Genomic DNA, 14,792 nt, shown 5'->3' on the forward strand with positions numbered 1-14,792 from the left:
GTTACGGCTCCATGACAGAATTATTCGGGACCGACCGTTTCGATCTCTGGCCCCATCTCGCCTCCCTGCTGCTGGCGTATGTGCTTGCGCTTCCGATCGGGTGGAACCGCGAAAAGGAGGAACGCTCCGCCGGCATTCGCACCTTTCCGCTGGTCGCCGTCGCTTCCTGCGGTTTCCTCCAGGCGTGCGAGGGGATCATCGGTGACAATCCCGAAGCCACCGCCCGCGTGGTCGAGGGGCTGATCACCGGCATGGGCTTCATCGGCGGCGGCGCGATCCTCAAGGTCAAGGACAGCGTCCGGGGCACCGCCACTGCGGCCAGCCTGTGGGTGACAGGGGCGATCGGGCTTGCGGTCGGCCTCGGCGCCATCGACGTCGCGGTGATGCTGACGGTTCTGGCCTTCTTCACCCTGTCGCTGCTCTCGCCTCTAAAAGGGCTGATCATTCGTGAACCGGGACCGCCGCCTGACAAGGAGTGATACGGACCTTCGGGAGGACTGGCTTTTCCCCTCTGTCGTCTCTATCTCGCGCCCAACGTCAGAGGATTGAAATGGCCGAGTTCACGCTTCCCGCCAACAGCAAGATCACTGGAAAGCCGCGTCACTACAAGGCGGAGGCCGGGGCCAACCGGGTCAAATCCTTCAAGATCTATCGCTACGACCCCGATACCGGCGAGAACCCGCGCTACGACACCTACGAGGTCAACCTCGATGAGTGCGGGCCGATGGTCCTCGACGCGCTGATCAAGATCAAGAACGAGCTCGACCCGACGCTGACCTTCCGCCGCTCGTGCCGCGAAGGGATTTGCGGTTCCTGTTCGATGAACATGGACGGAAAGAATGGCCTCGCCTGCACCACCGCCATCGAGGACGTGAAGGGCGACCTGCGGGTCACGCCGCTGCCGCATTGCGACGTGATCAAGGACCTCGTCCCCGACTTTTCGCACCTCTACGCCCAATATGCCTCGATCGAACCGTGGCTGAAGAGCGCCAGCCCGGCGCCGAGCGGCAAGGAGCGGCTGCAGAGCCCTGACGACCGCGAGCATCTCAACGGCCTGTACGAGTGCATCCTGTGCTTCTGCTGCTCGACTTCGTGCCCGAGCTATTGGTGGAACGGCGACCGCTTCCTGGGGCCCGCGATTCTGCTGCAGGCCTATCGCTGGCTTGCCGACAGCCGCGATGAAATGACCGGCGAGCGGCTCGACCAGCTCGAGGATCCGTATCGCCTGTATCGCTGCCACACGATCATGAACTGCGCCAACGTCTGCCCCAAGGGGCTGAACCCGGCCAAGGCGATCGCCGAAACCAAGAAGCTGATCGCCGAACGCGCAGCCTGACCCTGCACCTCCCCATTGCTGCGCGGTGGGGAGCTTCCTAGAAGCTGCGCGCATGGACGCACCTGAAGACATCGACAACCGCCCGTCCGGCGCACGCGAGGATCCCGATCACCCCGGCTGGTACAGCTGGATCGACCTCGATCCCGACAGCTTCGCGGCGCAGACCGGCAAGATGATCTTCCGTCCCGATGGGCCGGGCCGCGCGGTGGTTCGGATGTTCCCCGATCAGCGCCACCTCAACCTTGGCGGCAGCTTGCACGGCGGAATGGTGATGAGCTTCATCGACATGGCGCTGTTTGGCGGCGGCCGCTGCGCCGGGATGCGCCGCGCGCATTACGTCACTCTCGACCTCACCACCAAGTTCATGGGGCGGGGCGAAGCGGGCAAGCCACTGGACGCGCACGTCGAACTGGTCCGCCAGACCCGCAGCCTGGCCTTCCTCCAGGGCGTGGTCCGCCAGGAGGGCGAGGCCTGCTACAGCTTCTCCGGCACGCTGAAGAAGCTTCGCGACGTCACGTGACGGGAGCCGTCGCCGCCGCCTACGACCGCCTGCTCGCCGCAGGGGAACTGAAGCCCGATCCCGACCAGGCCCGCGCGGCTGCCGAGCTTGACCGGCTGGGGCAGGAACTGGCCATGCGCCGCGGTTTCTTTGCCCGGCTGCTCGGCCGGCGCCGCGATGTTTGCGGGGTTTACCTGTGGGGAGGGGTCGGCCGCGGCAAGTCGATGCTGATGGACCTCGCGTTCGATGAGATCGCCGTCGAGCCGAAGCGCCGGGTCCATTTCCATGCCTTCATGCTCGAGGTCCACGACCGGCTCCGGGCGGAGCGCGCAAGGGGGCATGGCGACCCGATCCCGGCGCTCGCCGAAGCGATCGCCGAGGAGAGCGTGCTGCTCTGTTTCGACGAGATGGTGGTCAACAATCCCGCCGACGCGATGATCCTGTCGCGGCTGTTCACCGCCCTGCTCGAGGAGGGCGTGGCGGTGGTCACGACCTCCAACCGCTGCCCGCGCGACCTCTACAAGGACGGCCTCAACCGCGAGCTGTTCCTGCCCTTCATCCACCTGCTGGAGGACAGGCTCGAAGTGGTGCCGCTCGACGGTTCGACCGACTACCGCCTCGACCGCCTGCACGGGGTGGAAACCTGGCACGTGCCCAACGGCCCAACCGCGACCGAGGCGCTGTCCAAGGCCTTTTTCAAGCTCACCGATTATCCGGTCGAGGACCGTGCCAACGTTCCCTCGGAGGAGCTTGCGGTCGGCGGCGGCCGCACGCTGCAAGTGCCCAAGAGCCTCAAGGGGGTCGCGGTCTTCTCGTTCAAGCGGCTGTGCGGCGAAGCCCGCGGCGCCGCCGATTATCTGGCGATCGCGCAGCGCTTCCACACCGTGATCCTGGTCGGAATTCCCGTCATGGGTCCGGAGAAGCGCAACGAGGCGGCGCGGTTCGTGACGCTGATCGACGCGCTCTACGAACATAAGGTCAAGCTGCTCGCCGCCGCCGACGCCGAGCCCGCCGCGCTCTACCCCGCTGGCACCCGCGCGTTCGAATTCCAGCGCACCGTCAGCCGCCTGGAAGAGATGCGCAGCACCGATTACCTCGCCGAGGGCCACGGCGCGGAGGGCTAGGGGAACGGCGGCACGCCCGGCCGGTTCTGCCTTCACGGCAAGAAGGAGAGGACCATGCTTGGCAACGCCAACGCCACACCGATGATCGCGGTCGAGGAGCTCGACCGGGCCCGCCGCTTCTACACCGACGTGCTCGGTGCAAGAGAGGTCGGAAGCGTCGGCGAGGAAGTCGTCAACCTGCAGACCGGCGACACTCGCTTCGACATCTACCGGTCGCAATATGCCGGCACCAACAAGGCGACCGCGCTGACCTTTTCGGTCGACGACGTCGAGGCCGAGGCCGCCGAGCTCAAGGGCAAGGGCATCGCCTTCGAGCATTACGACATGGACGGGCTCGAACGGCAGGGCGACGTCTATGTCGCCGAGGGCATGAAAACCGCCTGGTTCAAGGATCCCGACGGCAATATCCTGAGCCTGATCGAAGGCTGACAATTCGGGCGCTTGCTGCCGCGCCGCTGTCGACCTAGCCTCCCCCGCATCCCGGGGGAGGACCAACCATGCTGCTCACGTCACTGCTGCTCGCCGCCGCCCAGCCGGCCGCCGCGCCTCCTGCCTCGCCGCCTGCCAACCGGGCGGCCGAGCGCGCGCTCTTCAAGCAGATCGTCGAGATGCAGACGGTCACCGGCAAGACCGCCGAATTCCGCAAGCTGACGACCCTCCTCACCAGTGAATTCCGCAAGGCGGGCATGACCACCGTGGTCAAGGATCACGACGGCACCCAGACCCTGATCGCGCGCTGGAAGGCCCCGCGTCCGAGCGGCAAGAAGCCGATCCTGCTGCTTGCCCACATGGACGTGGTCGAGGCCAAGGCCGCCGACTGGAAGAACCCGCCGTTCGAGTTCCGGGAGGAGAAGGGCTTCTACCTCGGCCGCGGATCGAGCGACAACAAGGCGGCGCTGACCGGCGTCGTCCTCGCACTGCAGAAGCTCAAGGCGAGTGGCTGGGCGCCCAATCGCGACATCGTGGTGCTGTTCACCGGGGACGAGGAAACCGGGATGAAGAGCGTCAAGCGCGCCTCGACCGAGTGGCGCGACCTCATCGACGCCGAATATGCGCTCAACTTCGATGCCGGCGGCGGGGCGCTTTACAAGGATGGCCGGGTCGACGCCTACTACCTGCAGATCGCCGAGAAGACCTATGCCGACTTCAAGCTGAGGGTCGAGAACGAAGGCGGCCACAGCAGCGCGCCGCGGCCCGACAATGCCATCTATGCCCTCGCCGGGGCGCTCAAGAACCTCGAGGAATATCGCTTCGAGCCGATGATCAACCCGGCCACCCGCGCCTTTTTCGAGCGCATCGCGGCGGGCGACAAGGGCAGCTTCGGCGAGCTGGTGACGAAGTGGCTGGAGAACCCCACCGATCGCCGCACCGCCGACCTGCTTGAGGCCAATGAGCCCGGCTATACCCGCACGCGCTGCGTCGCGACCCAGCTCTCGGGCGGCCATGCCCCCAATGCCCTGCCGCAGCGGGCCGAGGCCAACGTCAATTGCCGGATCTTCCCCGGAGTGAGCTTCGACCAGGTCAAGGCGGACCTGCAGCGGATCGCCGGAAAGGACGTGACGGTCACGCTTGACACCGACAGCAGCACCCCGCCGACCGATGTCAGCCCACTGCGCGACGATCTTGTCGCGGCCTATCAGGCGGCGGTCCGGACCCGCTTCGCGACCGCGTCGATCATCCCCGTGCAGTCGGCGGGCGCGACCGACGGCGCCTACCTTCGCGCGGTCGGCATCCCGGTCTACGGGGTGGGCGGCCTGTGGGGCTACCTGACCGAGCCGAGCAACGCCCACGGCCTCGACGAGCGCGTGGTCGTCGAGGGCTTTCACGATCAGGTCCCGATCATCGCCGACCTGATCCGCCGCGTCGGCAGCTGAGACACGAAAAAGGGCCGCCCGGATCGCTCCGGACGGCCCCTGTTTCTCGCGAGCCGGTCAGCGCAGCAGGGCGCCGATGATCTGCTCGATGATTTGGGTCTGCGGGTCTACCCCGTAAAGCTGGCCCTGATCGTAATAATATTGGTTGTACGGATCGAGGCGATACTGCTGCCGCACGTCGTACGGGATCTGGTTGTAGGCATAGCGGTCATAGCCATAGCTCTGCGCGTAGCGCTGGCCGATCGCCAGCTTCTTTGCCTGGCCCGGCGGCAGGCAGCCGTTGTTCTTCTTCGCGAGGCCCGGCGGGCAGCCATAGTTTTGCGCATAGCCACCATGCTTGCCATGATTGCCGTGCCCGTTGCCGGGCTTGGCGGCGGCCGGGGCCGCGACGAAGGCGAGCGCTGCGCCCGCTAGGATGAGTGCCTGTTTCATGCCCAGGCTTATCGGCCTGGCGCCCTTAACCGGGTGTGACGGCGCCATTCATGTGTGATGGATACAAATGGCCCGCTCGCGCGGTTGCCCCGGCGGTGCTCACGGGCTAGAGGCCCTGACCGACCCGGCTGTCCGTCCCGGCGGCGGCCTCACGCCCAAGAACCCGACGGAGACCCCCCTTTGTCCGCAACGACGTCCCGCAAGAAGATCGCCCTCATCGGCGCCGGTAACATCGGCGGCACGCTTGCCCACCTCGCCGCCCAGAAGGAACTCGGCGACATCGTCCTGTTCGACGTGGTTGAAGGCGTTCCCCAGGGCAAGGCGCTCGACATCTCGCAGTGCGGCCCGATCGAGGGCTTCGACGCCAAGGTCACCGGCTCGAACGATTATGCCGACATCGCCGGCGCCGACGTGATCATCGTCACCGCCGGTGTCGCCCGCAAGCCGGGCATGAGCCGCGACGACCTGATCGGCATCAACCTCAAGGTGATGAAGGCGGTCGGCGAGGGCATCAAGGCCAATGCCCCCGACGCCTTCGTGATCTGCATCACCAACCCGCTCGACGCGATGGTCTGGGCGCTGCGCGAATTTTCGGGCCTCCCGGCCAACAAGGTCGTCGGCATGGCCGGCGTGCTGGACTCGGCGCGCTTCGCTCACTTCCTTGCCGAGGAATTCCAGGTCAGCGTGAAGGACATCAACGCCTTCGTACTCGGCGGCCACGGCGACACCATGGTTCCGGTCACCAGCTACACCACGGTCAGCGGCATTCCGGTCGACGACCTGGTCAAGATGGGTCGCTCGACCAAGGAAAAGATCGACGCCATCGTCAAGCGGACCCGCGGCGGCGGCGGCGAGATCGTCGCCCTGCTCAAGACCGGTTCGGCCTTCTACGCCCCGGCCACCAGCGCCATCGCGATGGCCGAAGCCTATCTCGGTGACCAGAAGCGGATCCTGCCCTGCGCGGTTGAAGTGAACGGCAAGTACGGCCTCGACGGCCTGTATGTCGGCGTTCCGGTCGTGATCGGTGCCGGCGGCGCCGAGGAAGTGATCGAGATCGCGCTCGACGAAGAGCAGAAGCAGAACCTCAAGGTCAGCGTCGATGCGGTCAAGGAACTGCTCGACGCCTGCCGGGCGATCGAGCCGAGCCTTGGCTAAGGCCGTCCGCCTTGCCGCCCTTGCGTTGCTGACCATCCCGGTGGCGGCAGCGGCGCAGACCACCAATCCTCCCGCCGCGATCGTCGAAGCGGCGGCGGATTGCTGGCAGGTCGTCGGTCCTGCCGGGGTCGACCAGGCCGCGCTGGTCGCCAAGGGCTGGAAGGCTGGCGAGCTCAGGGAGAAGACCGGCAAGGCGGTCGCCTCTCCGCTCAAATTCTATGCCAAGCCGACCTCCACCGTGGTGGTGATGGTGCTGCCCAATTCGGGCGCCTGCAGCGTGGTGTCGGGGGTGACCGGGCTCGATGCCTATCGCCCGGTGATGGACCTGCTGCAGACCCGGCTCAAGCAGGTCGAACCTGCGCTCAAGGCCGGCCGCGCCGGCAAGAATGGTGCTGCCTTCCTGGGCGGTGGGCGGATCGCGCTGATCGAGCCGACCGGGACCAAGGAACAGCCCAGCGTCCGCTACACCGTCACCGCCGAATCCGCGGCCAAGAAGGGCCGGTAGCTGCCCCCACGTGGCGTGCCCGCGACCAACCCAGATGCCTCGAGCCAGAAGACAGATCAGGAGCCTAGATGAGCATTCTCGTTAACCGGAACACCAAGGTCATCACGCAGGGCATGACCGGTGAGACCGGCACCTTCCACACCCAGCAGGCGCTCGCCTACGGCACCCAGATGGTCGGCGGCGTGACCCCCGGCAAGGGCGGCTCGACCCACATCGGCCTGCCGGTGTTCGACACGGTCGAGGAAGCCGTCGCCAAGACCGGCGCCGACGCGTCGGTGATCTACGTTCCGCCGCCCTTCGCCGCCGATTCGATCCTCGAGGCGATCGACGCCAGGGTGCCGCTGATCGTCTGCATCACCGAGGGCATTCCGGTGCTCGACATGGTCAAGGTCAAGCGCGCGCTCGACGGTTCGTCGTCGCGGCTGATCGGCCCGAACTGCCCGGGCGTCCTGACCCCGGACGAATGCAAGATCGGCATCATGCCCGGCAACATCTTCAAGAAGGGCAGCGTCGGAGTCGTCTCGCGCTCGGGCACGCTCACCTATGAAGCGGTGTTCCAGACCTCGAACGAGGGTCTCGGCCAGACCACCGCGGTCGGCATCGGCGGCGATCCGGTCAAGGGCACCGAGTTCATCGACATGCTCGAGATGTTCCTGGCCGACGACGAAACAAAGTCGATCATCATGATCGGCGAAATCGGTGGCTCGGCCGAAGAAGAAGCCGCCCAGTTCCTGGCCGACGAGGCCAAGCGCGGCCGGTCCAAGCCGACCGTCGGCTTCATCGCCGGCCGCACCGCCCCTCCTGGCCGCCGCATGGGCCATGCCGGCGCGATCGTATCCGGCGGCAAGGGCGACGCGGAATCCAAGATCGCCGCGATGGAAGCCGCTGGCATTCGGGTGTCCCCGAGCCCATCTGAGCTTGGCCGCACGCTGAAGGACCTGCTCAACGGCTGACACACCCTGGCAAGGGTGCGGCGCTATAATGGCCTGAGGCCCCGGCTTGTCGAGCGGGGCGACGAGGATGGAATGACCGACCTGTACGAGACCGAGCAAGGACCGAGCTGGCAGCGGGCGAACTGGCCGCTGGCGGAACTGGACGCCGTCAACCTCGGTCTCGACCCGACCGAGGCGACCATCGAGCAGGTCGCCAAGGGCGCCAGGGACAAGGCCGCCGCGGGCGGTGCGTCCGAGGCGGAGGTCCGCCGCGCCGCCGAGGATTCGATCCGCGCGATGATGCTGATCCGCACCTACCGGGTGCGCGGCCACCTCGCTTCGGACCTCGATCCGCTCGGCCTCGCCAAGCGCGATCTTCCGGCCGACCTCACCCCCGAATATCACGGCTTCACCGCCGCCGATCTTGACCGTCCGATCTTCATCGGCGGCAATCTCGGGCTAGAGACCGCGACCGTGCGCGAGATCGTCGCGATCCTGCGCGCCAATTACTGCGGCAAGATCGGCCTCGAATATATGCACATCAACGATCTGGGGGAGCGCCGCTTCCTCCAGGATCGGATCGAGGGCCGCGACAAGGGCGCCAGCTTCACCGCCGAGGGCAAGCAGGCGATCCTCGAAAAGGTGATCCAGGGCGAGCAGTGGGAGAAGTTCCTCGCCAAGAAGTATGTCGGGACCAAGCGTTTCGGCCTCGACGGCGGCGAAAGCATGATCCCGGCGCTGGAGGCCGTGATCAAATATGGCGGGCAGGCGGGGGTCGAGGAGATCGTCGTCGGAATGGCCCACCGCGGCCGCCTCAACGTCCTCGTTAACGTCATGGGCAAGCCCTACCGCGCGATCTTCAGCGAGTTCGCCGGCGGTAGCGCCAACCCCGAGGACGTCGGCGGTTCGGGTGACGTAAAATATCACCTCGGCACCTCGTCCGATCGCGAGTTCGACGGCACCAAGGTCCACCTCTCGCTGCAGGCCAACCCGTCGCACCTCGAGGCGGTCAACCCGGTGGTGCTCGGCAAGGCCCGCGCGGTGCAGGTCATCAAGGGTGATGTCGAAGGCGACAAGGTCCTTCCCATCCTGCTGCACGGCGACGCTGCGTTCGCAGGCCAGGGCATCGTGTGGGAATGCCTCAGCTTTTCCGGCCTGCCGGGCTACGGCATCGGCGGCTGCATCCACTTCGTGATCAACAACCAGGTCGGCTTCACCACCAGCCCGCAATTCGCGCGTAGCTCGCCCTATCCGAGCGATGTCGCGAAGGGCATCATGGCGCCGATCCTGCACGTCAATGGCGACGATCCCGAAGCGGTGACCTTCGCCTGCAAGCTCGCGACCGAGTTCCGCCAGGAGTTCAATCGCGACATCGTGATCGACATGTGGTGCTACCGCCGCTTCGGCCACAACGAAGGCGACGAGCCGAGCTTCACCCAGCCTTTGATGTATGACGCGATCCGCAAGCATCCGCCGGTCAGCAAGCAATATGGCGACCGGCTGGTGGCCGAGGGCGTGGTCGACCAGGCGTGGATCGACGGCAAGACGAACGACTTCGTCGCGCATCTGGAGGCTGAGTTTGCCGCCGGCGCGAACTACCTGCCGAACAAGGCCGACTGGTTCGAAGGCCGCTGGGCCGGTCTCAGCAAGCCGATCGAGCCGGTCGAGGGCCGCCGCAACACCGGTACCGCGGTGCCCGAGGAAGAAGTGCGCTCGGTCGGCGAGTCACTGACCCGCGTCCCGGACGACCTCAACATCCACAAGACGCTGGCCCGGATCATCGACGCCAAGAAGGCGATGTTCGACAGCGGCGCGGGCTTCGACTGGGCGACCGCCGAGGCTCTGGCCTTCGGTACCCTGATCGCCGAGGGACACAACATCCGCCTGTCGGGCCAGGACAGCGGCCGCGGCACCTTCAGCCAGCGCCACGCGGTTTGGACCGACCAGAAGGACGGCCACAAGTTCGTACCGCTGACCACCATCGAGGGCGGCCGGTTCGAGGTGCGGGATTCGCCGCTCAGCGAGTTCGGCGTGCTCGGCTTCGAATATGGCTACAGCCTCGCCGATCCGCGCACCCTGGTGCTGTGGGAAGCGCAGTTCGGCGACTTCGCCAACGGCGCGCAGGTGATCGTCGATCAGTTCATCGCCTCGGGCGAGGCCAAGTGGCTGCGCGCCAGCGGCCTGGTCATGCTGCTGCCGCACGGCTTCGAAGGGCAGGGGCCGGAGCATTCCTCGGCCCGGCTCGAGCGCTATCTCCAGCTCTGCGCCGAGGACAATATCCAGGTCGCCAACATCACCACCCCGGCGAATTATTTCCACCTGCTCCGCCGCCAGTTGCTGCGCGATTTCCGCAAGCCGCTGGTGATCATGACGCCCAAGTCGCTGCTTCGCCACAAGTCGGCGGTGTCGGCGATCGCCGATTTCTCGGGCGAGAGCCACTTCAAGCGGATCCTGTCGGACCTTAAGCCGCCGGCCGAGGGCCGCACCCGCCGCGTCGTGCTGTGTTCGGGCAAGGTCGCCTACGAGCTGATGGAAGCGCGCGACGAAGCCGGGATGGACGATGTGGAGATCCTCCGCATCGAGCAGCTCTATCCCTTCCCGTCGGAACCGTTGGTCAAGCGCCTCGCGGCGATGCCCGCGCTCGAGGAACTGGTGTGGTGCCAGGAAGAGCCGCGCAACAACGGCAGCTGGTTCTTCGTCGAGCCCTATCTCGAAGAAGCGCTGCGTGCCGCCGGCAAGGGCTTCCGTCCGGACTATGCCGGCCGCCACGCCTCGGCCTCGCCGGCGACCGGACTTGCCAAGCGCCACGTCGCCGAACAAACCGCGCTGATTGCCGCCGCGCTGGGGACCAGGGCCGCTTCATCCGCCGCGACCGACGCGGCTCAGAATACTGTCCGGCACGCCGGCAAAGCGAACGCTTGAGGGGAAGAATGGGCACGGAAGTCAAAGTCCCGGCACTGGGCGAAAGCATCACCGAAGCGACGCTTGGCGCCTGGCTCAAGAAGCCGGGCGATGCGGTCGCGGTCGACGAACCGGTGGCCAGCCTCGAGACCGACAAGGTGTCGGTCGATGTGCCGTCGCCGGTTGCGGGCGTGTTCGGCGAAGCACTGGTGGCCGAGGGTGACACGGTCAATGTCGGCGCGGTGATCGCAACCATCGGCGAGGGCGGCGGCGCTGCTGCGGCGCCTGCGGCCAAGGCTCCCGAGGCCGCTCCCGCGGCGTCGCCCGCACCGGCAGCGCCGAGCGGCGAAGGCATCAGCGACGACCAGGCCCAGGCGCTTCGGCTTAGCCCATCGGTCCGCCGCGCGGTGCAGGAAAGCGGCGTCGATCCCGCTGGGCTCACCGGTAGCGGCAAGGACGGCCGCCTGACCAAGGAAGACGTGGCCAAGGCCAAGGCGTCGCCCGCAGCCGCGCCGGCTGCTGCCCCGGCGCCGGCCAAGGCCGCTGCCCCTGCGGCGCCGAAGGGCGAGCGCAGCGAGGAACGGGTCAAGATGACCCGCCTGCGCCAGACCATCGCGACCCGCCTCAAGGATGCGCAGAACACCGCGGCGCTGCTGACGACGTTCAACGACGTCGACATGACCGAGGTGATTGCGGCGCGCACCCGCTACAAGGACCTGTTCGAGAAGAAGCACGGCATCCGCCTCGGCTTCATGGGCTTCTTCACCAAGGCGGTGGCGCTCGCCGCGCGCGACGTGCCGTCGGTCAACGCCCGGATCGAGGGCGACGAGATCGTTTATCACAACTACCTCGACGTCTCGGTCGCGGTGTCGGCGCCCAAGGGCCTCGTCGTCCCGGTGGTCCGCTCCGCCGACCAGATGAGCTTTGCCGAGATCGAGCAGGCGATCGCCGGCTTCGGCCAGAAGGCCAAGGCAGGGACCCTGACCGCCGACGACATGAAGGGCGGCACCTTCACCATCTCCAACGGCGGCGTGTTCGGCTCGCTCCTGTCGACCCCGATCATCAACCCGCCGCAGTCGGCGGTGCTCGGCCTGCACCGGATCGAGGAACGTGCCGTGGTCAAGGACGGCCAGATCGTCGCCCGCCCGATGATGTATCTCGCCTTGTCCTACGACCATCGCCTGGTCGACGGCCGCGAGGCGGTGACCTTCCTCGTTCGCATCAAGGAAGCGATCGAGGATCCGACCCGCCTGCTCATCGACCTCTAAGCAGATTTTTTGCTCCCCGTCCGGCGGGAGCCCCGAAGGAAGACCATGGCTGACTACGACTACGACGTTCTGGTGATCGGCGCCGGCCCCGGCGGCTATGTGGCCGCGATCCGCGCTGCGCAGCTCGGGCTCAGGACCGCCTGCGCCGAGAGCCGCGAGACCCTCGGCGGAACCTGCCTCAACGTCGGCTGCATCCCGTCCAAGGCCCTGCTCCATGCGTCCGAGCTGTTCGAGGAAGCCGCCCACGGGCACATGGCCAAGTGGGGCATCACCGGCCAGTTCAACATCGACATCCCGACCATGCAGAAGGGTCGGGTCGAGGCGGTGGAGGGACTGACCAAGGGCATCGAGTTCCTGTTCAAGAAGAACAAGGTCACCTGGCTCAAGGGCCTCGCCAAGTTCACCGGCGCCGACACCGTCGACGTCGCCGGGCAGGCGGTTCGCGCCAAGAACATCGTGATCGCTACCGGCTCGTCGGTCACCCCGCTTCCGGGCGTCACCGTCGACCAGGAGCGGATCGTCGATTCGACCGGCGCGCTGGAGCTGGGCGAAGTGCCGAGCCACCTCGTCGTCATCGGTGGCGGCGTGATCGGGCTGGAGCTTGGCAGCGTCTGGCGTCGCCTCGGCGCGCAGGTCACCGTGGTCGAATATCTCGATCAGATCCTGCCCGGCATGGATGAAGAGATCCGCAAGGAATCGAACAAGATCTTCAAGAAGCAGGGCTTCGCCTACAAGCTCGGCACCAAGGTTACCGGTGTCCAGCGTAACGGCGACGCGGTCACCGTCACGGTCGAGCCCGCCAAGGGCGGCGCGGCGGAGACGATCGAGGCCAGCCATGTGCTCGTGTCGATCGGTCGCCGTCCGAACACCGGCGGCTTGGGCCTCGAGGCCGCCGGGCTGCAGCTCAACGCCAAGGGCCAGATCGAAACCGACCACAGCTTCCGCACCTCGGTGCCGGGCGTGTGGGCGATCGGCGACGTCATCCCCGGCCCGATGCTCGCCCACAAGGCCGAGGACGAGGGCATTGCGGTGGCCGAGAACATCGCTGGCCTGACCGGCATCGTGAACCACAACATCATCCCGTCGGTGGTCTACACCACCCCCGAAATCGCCGGTGTCGGCCTGACCGAAGAACAGGCCAGGGCGGGGGGCGAGATCAAGGTCGGCAAGTTCCCGATGATGGCCAACAGCCGCGCCAAGACCAACGGCGAGCCCGACGGGCTGGTCAAGGTCATCGCCGATGCCAAGACCGACCGCGTGCTGGGCGTGTGGATGATCAACAATCTGGCGGGCACCATGATTGCGCAGGCCGCGCAGGCGATGGAGTTCGGCGCCACGTCCGAAGATATCGCCTACACCTGCCACGCCCACCCGACCCATGCCGAGGCCTTCAAGGAAGCGGCGATGGCGGTGCAGGGCAAGCCGATCCACATCTGAGGGGTGGGCAGGTCCGGTGTTGGCCTAGCCGCCGCCCTTAAGGCGGTGCGGGCAGCCGGGCCAGCAGCACGGGCGCCGCGTGCCTTCGGACAGGCTTTCCAGGCCCCACGCGATCCGCTTGGTCCGCGTTTCCGCCTTCCTGGGTGACGTGACCCAGCAGATCCACTCGTTGCGGGCGAGCGGGGTGATGTCCTCCCAGGTCGATCGGGCCGCCGGCGCGCCCAGCAGTGCGGCGGCGAGGTCATCCGGCAGGTCGTGCACGGTGCCGCCGGCAAGGGTCCTCTGGTCGGCCATCGCCGTAGTTTTCATCCCAATCGAGCCCAGCATCAAGAGGTGAGCGCATGCATTGCCACGGCAGGGCTTTGGACCCGGTCGGAACCGACTGGCGGTTCGTAACGCTTCAGTGACGATGCTCACCTTTCTCGATCCGCCAACCGCCGCCGGCAGCAGCAAATTGCGGGTTCAGCTGACCTATTGGTGGCGCCACCGCCGACTGGCGCAGTTGCAGAAGCCATTGCTGTTCACCGAGTGGGTGCAACACCGCAAGCTGCATGACCGTGACCCGCGCATGCCGATCCTTGCCGACAAGGTCCGCGCCAAGACCTTCGTTGCCGGTTCGCTGGGGGAAGGGTGGGTCACGCCAACCTTGTGGGAAGGGGCGACCCTGCCCACCGAGCCGGCCTGGGACTTTCCATATGTGGTGAAGTCGCGCCACGGTTGCGGGCAGTTCCGCGTGGTGCGCAACCGCGAGGACCATGCCGAGGCGATCGAGCAATCCCGGCGCTGGATGCGGCAAAGCTACGGGGCCTGGCTCGACGAGTGGCTGTACGGCGAGATCGAGCGCGGATTGCTGGTGGAGCCGTATATCGGCGACGCGGCGGCGCTTCCCGTCGACTACAAGATCTTCGTGTTCGGAGGCCGGGCGCGCTTCGTCCAGGTCCATCTTGGCCGCGGCGAGGATCATCGCTGGATCGTTCTCGATCCGGACTGGAACCGCGTCTCCCCGCCGACCGAAGATCCAGATCCCGAACGCCCCGCGACACTGGATCGGATGCTGGAAGCAGCCGAGCGGCTTGCGGCCGGCTTCTGCTTCGTTCGTGCCGATTTCTACGAGATCGGGGGACAGCCACGGTTCGGGGAACTGACCTTCTATCCCGGCAGCGGCCTTGAACGGGTCGAGCCGCCTCGCCTTGACCTGCTGATGGGCCTCTTGTGGAGCGCGGCCCTGCCTCGCTGGCTCGAGCCCATCGCGCTGCTGTCGGCCTAGGCTTTCACCAACGCCAGGATGCCCGGCAACCACCTGGCTGCCGGGCATCGGGCTCATCAACC

Annotated in this window: 15 protein-coding genes; 13 read left to right on the forward strand and 2 right to left on the reverse strand. The window is 66.7% G+C overall.

What is annotated here, in order from left to right:
* The first annotated feature begins 11 nt into the window (after positions 1-11).
* From GGQ97_RS05890 to GGQ97_RS05915, 6 genes are all read left to right on the forward strand, one after another.
* A complete protein-coding gene (locus GGQ97_RS05890; RefSeq protein WP_168068077.1) occupies positions 12-479 on the forward strand; it encodes an MgtC/SapB family protein in 468 nt (155 codons plus the stop codon).
* A gap of 71 nt (positions 480-550) precedes the next feature.
* Positions 551-1,336 carry a succinate dehydrogenase iron-sulfur subunit gene (locus tag GGQ97_RS05895; protein WP_168068078.1) on the forward strand — a complete coding sequence of 262 codons (786 nt, stop codon included), beginning with the start codon at positions 551-553 and terminating at the stop codon, positions 1,334-1,336.
* Between the two features lie 52 nt (positions 1,337-1,388).
* Positions 1,389-1,856 (forward strand): PaaI family thioesterase, encoded by a 468-nt coding sequence (locus GGQ97_RS05900; RefSeq protein WP_168068079.1) that lies wholly within the window; start codon positions 1,389-1,391, stop codon positions 1,854-1,856.
* Entirely contained in the window at positions 1,853-2,959 is a 1,107-nt protein-coding gene (zapE, locus tag GGQ97_RS05905; protein WP_168068080.1) for a cell division protein ZapE, read from the forward strand. Before GGQ97_RS05900 ends, zapE begins: the two co-directional genes overlap by 4 nt.
* A gap of 54 nt (positions 2,960-3,013) precedes the next feature.
* A complete protein-coding gene (locus tag GGQ97_RS05910; RefSeq protein WP_168068081.1) occupies positions 3,014-3,388 on the forward strand; it encodes a VOC family protein in 375 nt (124 codons plus the stop codon).
* 68 nt (positions 3,389-3,456) lie between these two features.
* A complete protein-coding gene (locus tag GGQ97_RS05915) occupies positions 3,457-4,833 on the forward strand; it encodes a M20/M25/M40 family metallo-hydrolase (protein WP_168068082.1) in 1,377 nt (458 codons plus the stop codon).
* Between the two features lie 57 nt (positions 4,834-4,890).
* On the opposite strand, the gene GGQ97_RS05920 is transcribed toward GGQ97_RS05915, so the two are convergent.
* Complete coding sequence (locus tag GGQ97_RS05920) at positions 4,891-5,265, reverse strand: hypothetical protein (RefSeq protein ID WP_168067052.1); 375 nt, start codon at positions 5,263-5,265, stop codon at positions 4,891-4,893.
* Between the two features lie 180 nt (positions 5,266-5,445).
* Here GGQ97_RS05920 and mdh point away from each other — a divergent pair, with 180 nt between their 5' ends.
* The 6 genes from mdh to lpdA all read left to right on the forward strand — a co-directional run bounded on the left by mdh (position 5,446) and on the right by lpdA (position 13,463).
* A complete protein-coding gene (mdh, locus tag GGQ97_RS05925) occupies positions 5,446-6,420 on the forward strand; it encodes a malate dehydrogenase (RefSeq protein ID WP_168068083.1) in 975 nt (324 codons plus the stop codon).
* Positions 6,413-6,925: a hypothetical protein gene (locus tag GGQ97_RS05930; RefSeq protein WP_168068084.1), complete on the forward strand. Its 513-nt coding sequence runs from the start codon at positions 6,413-6,415 to the stop codon at positions 6,923-6,925. The genes mdh and GGQ97_RS05930 overlap by 8 nt, the downstream gene beginning before the upstream one ends.
* 68 nt (positions 6,926-6,993) lie before the next feature.
* The gene (gene sucD, locus GGQ97_RS05935; protein WP_168068085.1) at positions 6,994-7,878 is read left to right on the forward strand and encodes a succinate--CoA ligase subunit alpha; all 885 of its coding nucleotides are present in this window, start codon (positions 6,994-6,996) and stop codon (positions 7,876-7,878) included.
* Between the two features lie 72 nt (positions 7,879-7,950).
* Complete coding sequence (locus tag GGQ97_RS05940; protein WP_168068086.1) at positions 7,951-10,779, forward strand: 2-oxoglutarate dehydrogenase E1 component; 2,829 nt, start codon at positions 7,951-7,953, stop codon at positions 10,777-10,779.
* 8 nt (positions 10,780-10,787) lie between these two features.
* Complete coding sequence (gene odhB, locus GGQ97_RS05945; protein WP_168068087.1) at positions 10,788-12,026, forward strand: 2-oxoglutarate dehydrogenase complex dihydrolipoyllysine-residue succinyltransferase; 1,239 nt, start codon at positions 10,788-10,790, stop codon at positions 12,024-12,026.
* 45 nt (positions 12,027-12,071) lie between these two features.
* Positions 12,072-13,463 carry a dihydrolipoyl dehydrogenase gene (gene lpdA, locus GGQ97_RS05950; protein WP_168068088.1) on the forward strand — a complete coding sequence of 464 codons (1,392 nt, stop codon included), beginning with the start codon at positions 12,072-12,074 and terminating at the stop codon, positions 13,461-13,463.
* A 24-nt stretch (positions 13,464-13,487) separates the two neighbouring features.
* Here lpdA and GGQ97_RS05955 read toward each other — a convergent pair whose 3' ends face one another.
* A complete protein-coding gene (locus GGQ97_RS05955; RefSeq protein ID WP_168068089.1) occupies positions 13,488-13,757 on the reverse strand; it encodes a YdeI/OmpD-associated family protein in 270 nt (89 codons plus the stop codon).
* Between the two features lie 115 nt (positions 13,758-13,872).
* Here GGQ97_RS05955 and GGQ97_RS05960 point away from each other — a divergent pair, with 115 nt between their 5' ends.
* Entirely contained in the window at positions 13,873-14,730 is an 858-nt protein-coding gene (locus GGQ97_RS05960) for an ATP-grasp fold amidoligase family protein (protein WP_168070770.1), read from the forward strand.
* Positions 14,731-14,792 lie beyond the last annotated feature (62 nt).

Origin of the sequence: Sphingomonas kaistensis, from assembly GCF_011927725.1 — a bacterium.
Taxonomy (GTDB): Bacteria; Pseudomonadota; Alphaproteobacteria; order Sphingomonadales; family Sphingomonadaceae; genus Sphingomicrobium; species Sphingomicrobium kaistense.